7 protein-coding genes are annotated in these 4969 nt (G+C 65.4%); 6 read left to right on the plus strand and 1 reads right to left on the minus strand.

The window, feature by feature from the left end:
- The coding region (locus tag AC1DTF_RS32010) for a plasmid pRiA4b ORF-3 family protein (protein WP_477476988.1) at positions 1 to 330 on the minus strand (330 nt) is incomplete at its 3' end.
- A gap of 109 nt (positions 331 to 439) precedes the next feature.
- Here AC1DTF_RS32010 and AC1DTF_RS32015 point away from each other — a divergent pair.
- From AC1DTF_RS32015 to AC1DTF_RS32040, 6 genes are all read left to right on the plus strand, one after another.
- Positions 440 to 988 carry a hypothetical protein gene (locus AC1DTF_RS32015; RefSeq protein ID WP_477476989.1) on the plus strand — a complete coding sequence of 183 codons (549 nt, stop codon included), beginning with the start codon at positions 440 to 442 and terminating at the stop codon, positions 986 to 988.
- 8 nt (positions 989 to 996) lie between these two features.
- A complete protein-coding gene (locus AC1DTF_RS32020; RefSeq protein WP_477476990.1) occupies positions 997 to 1632 on the plus strand; it encodes a hypothetical protein in 636 nt (211 codons plus the stop codon).
- Positions 1633 to 1722: 90 nt separating this feature from the next.
- Positions 1723 to 2298 carry a DUF2510 domain-containing protein gene (locus tag AC1DTF_RS32025; protein WP_477476991.1) on the plus strand — a complete coding sequence of 192 codons (576 nt, stop codon included), beginning with the start codon at positions 1723 to 1725 and terminating at the stop codon, positions 2296 to 2298.
- On the plus strand, positions 2299 to 3219 hold the full coding sequence (locus AC1DTF_RS32030; protein WP_477476992.1) for an RNase H family protein: 921 nt from the start codon (positions 2299 to 2301) through the stop codon (positions 3217 to 3219). It begins immediately after the preceding gene.
- Positions 3220 to 3287: 68 nt separating this feature from the next.
- Positions 3288 to 3752, plus strand: coding sequence for a hypothetical protein (locus AC1DTF_RS32035; RefSeq protein WP_477476993.1), 465 nt, complete (start codon positions 3288 to 3290; stop codon positions 3750 to 3752).
- A gap of 321 nt (positions 3753 to 4073) precedes the next feature.
- Positions 4074 to 4969 (plus strand): DUF7159 family protein (locus tag AC1DTF_RS32040; RefSeq protein ID WP_477476994.1); only part of this gene is annotated, 896 nt, incomplete at its 3' end.

Raw genomic sequence — 4969 nt, forward strand, 5'->3', positions numbered from 1 at the left:
GACATAGCTCAGCCGGTCGCCGGGCTCACTCATCATCGCGCCCAACGACGTCTGGGACGCAGGTTGGCCACGATCCTCACCCTCGGCGATGTCCTCATCGCAGAGGACCTTCAGGCTGCGGTCATCGAATGGTCCTCCACCCATGGCGAAGCGGTACAGATGCCGGTTCTCCCAGTCGAACGCGGCCTGCACCACCAGGTGCACCACGTCCAGCGGCAGATCCGCACGGAGATCGAGGCGCCGCCAGATCGGCGGGGTGGAGCCGTCCAGGTCCACCAGCACGCGGTAGGTATTGCTCTTGGCTTCTGTGCTTGTGATGGTGCTGCCCACGCGGGTCAGCCTACGAGGGAAGTGGCCGAAATGGTGACAACCGAACCCCGATATCGGAGGTAACCTCGACAGTTGACCTCAGGTAGTAAAGGGCCTGTCATGACAGAGATTGCAGACCATCGTTGATTTCGAGATCTATGTGCTGATGACCATGAAGTTGCGGATGTCGATGTTTCAGGGCACCGAACATCTACACGCGAAGTTGTCGGAGCACGGACTTTCTGTAGAAGATGGTGAGCGGGTGCGTGACCGCGTCGCGTCCTCACTTGGAGACGAGGCTTCCTACTTCCAAAATTTGAAGGTGCTACTCACCGGGACCGACAGCGACGCCACGTCGCCGGAATTCACCAGTGCTCTATGGCCGGACTTCGACTTCAAAGCGGTGGCGGCCGAAAGTGGTTCGACCCAGTCAATGAACTACCGGCGAATGCGCGGACAGGTCCCGCAAGTCGAGTCTCCGAAAGAGTTGGGTCCACGGGGAGCGGATGTCGACGACTTCGCCCGACGCTTTGGTCCGCTGACCCCGGGCCCGCTGCGTCCACTCGATGACCAGTACTTGGCGAACTATCAAGAGTATGGGTTCAGTTGGAACGGCCGCGGTTACGGAGCAGGCTTCAGCTGGGGGCTCTTCATGTTCGCCGTCCAAGACTGGGACTGAGCAGACGGTTGAACAGCAGTGCCTGGCTCCAGGTCGGACTCGCCATAGGCATCGTCGGCTCGATCGCTCTTGGAGTTACCCACAACGTTCGTGCTGAGCGCCGAATCTATTGGTCGATGTGGCTGCTGAGCCTTGGCGTGATGACACTCGGGGCGTCGCATCGGGGTTGGCGCACCGCGCTTGTGATTTATGCGGTGGGCATTGCGGCGGCTCTTTGTTATGCCTATTTCCGTACTTCCTACCTCAAACTAGGCGGGCGAATTTATTCGTTCTGGATCGCTCGAACTCAACCTGATCCGCTCCCCGATGGCAGTCCCTCACCTCGGGTGCTCCCGCCGCCGGACTCGTATCGCGGTCAGGTAACCGCTGACGCGCAGTGGTGGCTCATGACAGTTGCCAGCGTGTGTGCCGGAGTGAGCGCGCTCGTGCTGGGGATGTCTGGCGCGACACTCGGCGTTGCGGCATTGCCAGTCGTATTGCTAGCCGGTATCGGGTACATCGACTCCTATGACGGCTTTCCGATCGCCCGCCGCCGGTGGGTGCAGCTTGCGCTGATCGTCGTGAGCTCCATCCCGGTCTTCATGCTTCCGCCGATCGCGTACCTGATCGGCTACTACCTCGACGGACCCAGACGTCGCTCCTGACGGTCCGGGGGCTCATCGGCCGAACTTGTCGGTGCCCTCTGTCATTCTGTCCGGCTCGCTTGAGCACGAAGCGAATCGACGGAGGACACCATGAACACACACCCCGGCTGGTACCCGGATCCGGCGGGCCAGCCCGGCCAGCGCTACCACGACGGCCACCGCTGGACCCAGCACTTCACACCCACCCCGCCACCCGTGCCGGCGCCGCCGGCACAGGCCGTGGCGGTCGCGGTATCCCATGGCGGCACCAGCCACGGACTGCATCTGGTACTGACTGTGTTCACCTGCGGACTGTGGCTGCCGATCTGGGCTCTGGCCGCCATCTTCGGTGGCGGTGGGTCATCGGTGGCGGTCGCCGGCACTGGCGCGACCGTACGCACCGCGAACTGGCGGCCGCTGATCGCGCTGGCGGTGTTCGGCGGTTTCTTCCTGATAGGTCTGATCGCCCAACACCCCTGGCTGCTCGCCGTTTTCGCGGTGATCGGCGTGCTGGCCGGTGTCGGATTCTGGGCGCTGAAAGGCGCGCAGCAGCGTGAGGAACAGGTGCGCCACGAGCAGTTACAGCGCGACATGCTCGCGCAGCGCGCCGAGCACGAGGACAAGCTGTATCAGCAGGGCGATCCGCGCGGAGTCCACGGCCAGTACCTGCCGCCGGAATGCGGGTAGATGGCGCCGCTGCCGCGAGCTCGACCCAAACCGGTCGACCTCGCCTTCGCTCGCCCGCGCCCGCCCGAGACGATCGCGATCGCCGTCGCGGCAGTCGATTTCGGCTACCGCTACACCGCGATCGGGGAGTTGCAGACCTGGTCGGGGTTCATCGCTGCGCCCACCAAGGAGGCCGCGCTGCTGGAGACCATGGCCCGGATCCGCGCCGAGCACGGGAAGCACCTGCGGATGCGGTTCCTGGTGAACCTCAAAGGGAGCAGCCCGCTGTGGCGGCAGCCCCACCAGATCCATTGGTGGATCGAACGTCCCGACACCTCGGAACAGCCGTTGGTGGACGCCGCGGTGGAGCGACTGCGACACAGCCCGTCCGCGCCGGTGGTGTCGCTTCCGGTGGATCGGGAACCGATGACGGTCGCCACCGATGGCTCGGTGCGCGGCAAGCACGCCGGCTTCGCGTGGTTGTCCTGCACCGGGCATTACGGCATGGCGGGATACCGCTCATCGCTCACCACGGTGGGTAGGCAACCGGTCCTGGTTTCCGAGCTCCTTGCGATCGGTGACGCCGTGTGTGAACTGACACGCCGAAGGCTGTCGATCGTGTCCGACAGCCAGGACGCCGTCGCCATGGTGGACCGCTGGAAGGGCGGCGACACCACCGTGCCGGTTGAGTACCCGGCGGATGGTCCGCTGCAGGCCGCCCGACGCCAGATCCATGTCGATCGGGAACGGATCGACGTGCGCTGGGCACCCGGCCACTCTGGCGAACCGCTGAACGAGGGTGCCGATGCCTTGGCGCGTCTGGCGTCACGGCATCAGCGCGGCGACCAGGACTTGCACTTTGACGAATACCGTCGCCGGGCGGCCGGGATCGCCGACGGGTTCGCCGCAGAATTCCGGCGCAGTTCGGTGGTGTCTGCATAGCGCCGGAACTCGCAGAAGTTTGCTGCGATGAGTGATCTCAATCATGTCTGGGGTTGAGCCTGTTCGCTATGCTCTCGACGTCGAGAAAGGCGAGGGTCGGGATGCTTTCTGCGCGCGAGAAGCTCCTTGTCGAAGGCCAGTACGACTGGGTGAAGCTTTGGGACGCGCACCGCCATGTCGCCTTCGAGAATGTGTCGGATCCGCTCGCAGAGGTCCAACGCAAGACGTTGGCGCTTGTGGCTGCGCTGATCCGCGATGGCTTGGCCGAACCGGGTGACCTTCGTGAGCACGGCGCACATTTCGAGCCGTGGACGTCTGACTTGGCTGAGTCTGTCGAGCGCTTATCAGCGGACTACATCGACAAATTTGCCGACCGCGCGGGCTGGCCGTGGACGCTGTGGCTTCGAATCACGGACGAAGGCAAGCGGATTGGCGCAACCCATGAGGCCGACTATCGGCGCTGGTCTGAAGCGCTTCACGAGCAGGGCGCCGATGAGCAGGCGTTACCGCTGAAGTTCGAACCGGGTGCATGACCGAGAGCGTTTCATCGCCTTCAGGCCTGGAGGTTTTCCTCGCGAAAGCCGGTTAGAGGGTCGTGCGAACAATCACCACTCAACTGCTGTGCATCCGATCGGAGCTGGTGTCGTGATCGATTCCGGACGAAGAGTGTGTCAACCCGATCGCTCCCAGCATCTAGTTGTCGCTCATTTGTCGCTCATAGGTGGGCACCGACGGACCCGTCTTTTTCGCGGCAACGCGGGTGACCAGTGTGACCCCGCAACAACTCACCGGGATACTTCGCGACGCTCCCGGGTAACCTCAACCCCAATGGACGACGGATCAGGGGGACCCCAATGAGCCTCGTACTGGGCCTATCGGTGACATCGAAGGACATCCACGGCGAGCTGGTCGACGGCGACACCGGCGAGGGCCACCCGATCGACCGCGCCGTCGTGGACGCCGACCACATCGAGGACTTTCTGGCCGAGCTCCCGGCCGACGCCGACCTGCGCGCTGTCGGCATCACCTGGTCACACGACGCCGAATCCGAGGCCGTCAAGGTCCGCGAAGCCCTCGACGCCTACGCCGGCGGCGCACCCGTGGTCGCCGTCCGCGACGTGGAAGCCACCGCGGCGCTGGCCCGCGGTATCGCCGACATCGCCGGACAGGACTTCCTGGTCGTCTGCGTCGTCGAACCCGACGGGGCCGTCGTCGCCACCGTCGACGGCTTCGAGATCCACGTCGAGCACATCGACCACGAGGACGCCGCCACCCTCAACGACCGGGTCCGCGCCATCGTGCACGCCGCCCGACCCAGCCCCGACGCCGTCTACATCCTGGGCTCCGAGGATCCCGACGACCTCGTCGCGGCCGTCGCCGAGGAAACTGACCGCCCCGTCATCACCGCCACCGAAGCCGACTTCGCGCTCACCCGCGGCGCCGCGCTGGCCTCCGCGCTCGCCGCCAACACGCCCGAAGCACCGGAGACCAAGAAGCGCATCACCTGGGTTGGCGCGCTGGCCATCGCGGCGGGCTCCGCGGCCGTCGTCTTCGTCGTCTCGCTGTCGGTCGCCCTGACCGCCCCGGAGGCACCCGAACCGCCGCCGCGCCCGGTGGTCGCCGTCGAGAAAGCACCGCCGCCCGCAGCGCCGCTGACCCCGCCACCGCCACGCGCGTCGCGCGAGATGGCCCGGACCCTCAACATCGCCCCGGCCGCACCGGCGCCGCCGCCACCGCAAGCTGCCGCACC

The sequence above is a fragment of the Mycobacterium sp. P4_H6 genome (assembly GCF_056400845.1).

Excerpts from the sequence above, each read along its gene's own strand:
- AC1DTF_RS32030 (WP_477476992.1), top strand. The coding sequence starts at position 2,299 with ATGGCGCCGCTGCCGCGAGCTCGACCCAAACCGGTCGACCTCGCCTTC.
- AC1DTF_RS32025 (WP_477476991.1), top strand. The coding sequence starts at position 1,723 with ATGAACACACACCCCGGCTGGTACCCGGATCCGGCGGGCCAGCCCGGC.
- AC1DTF_RS32035 (WP_477476993.1), top strand. The coding sequence starts at position 3,288 with ATGCTCTCGACGTCGAGAAAGGCGAGGGTCGGGATGCTTTCTGCGCGC.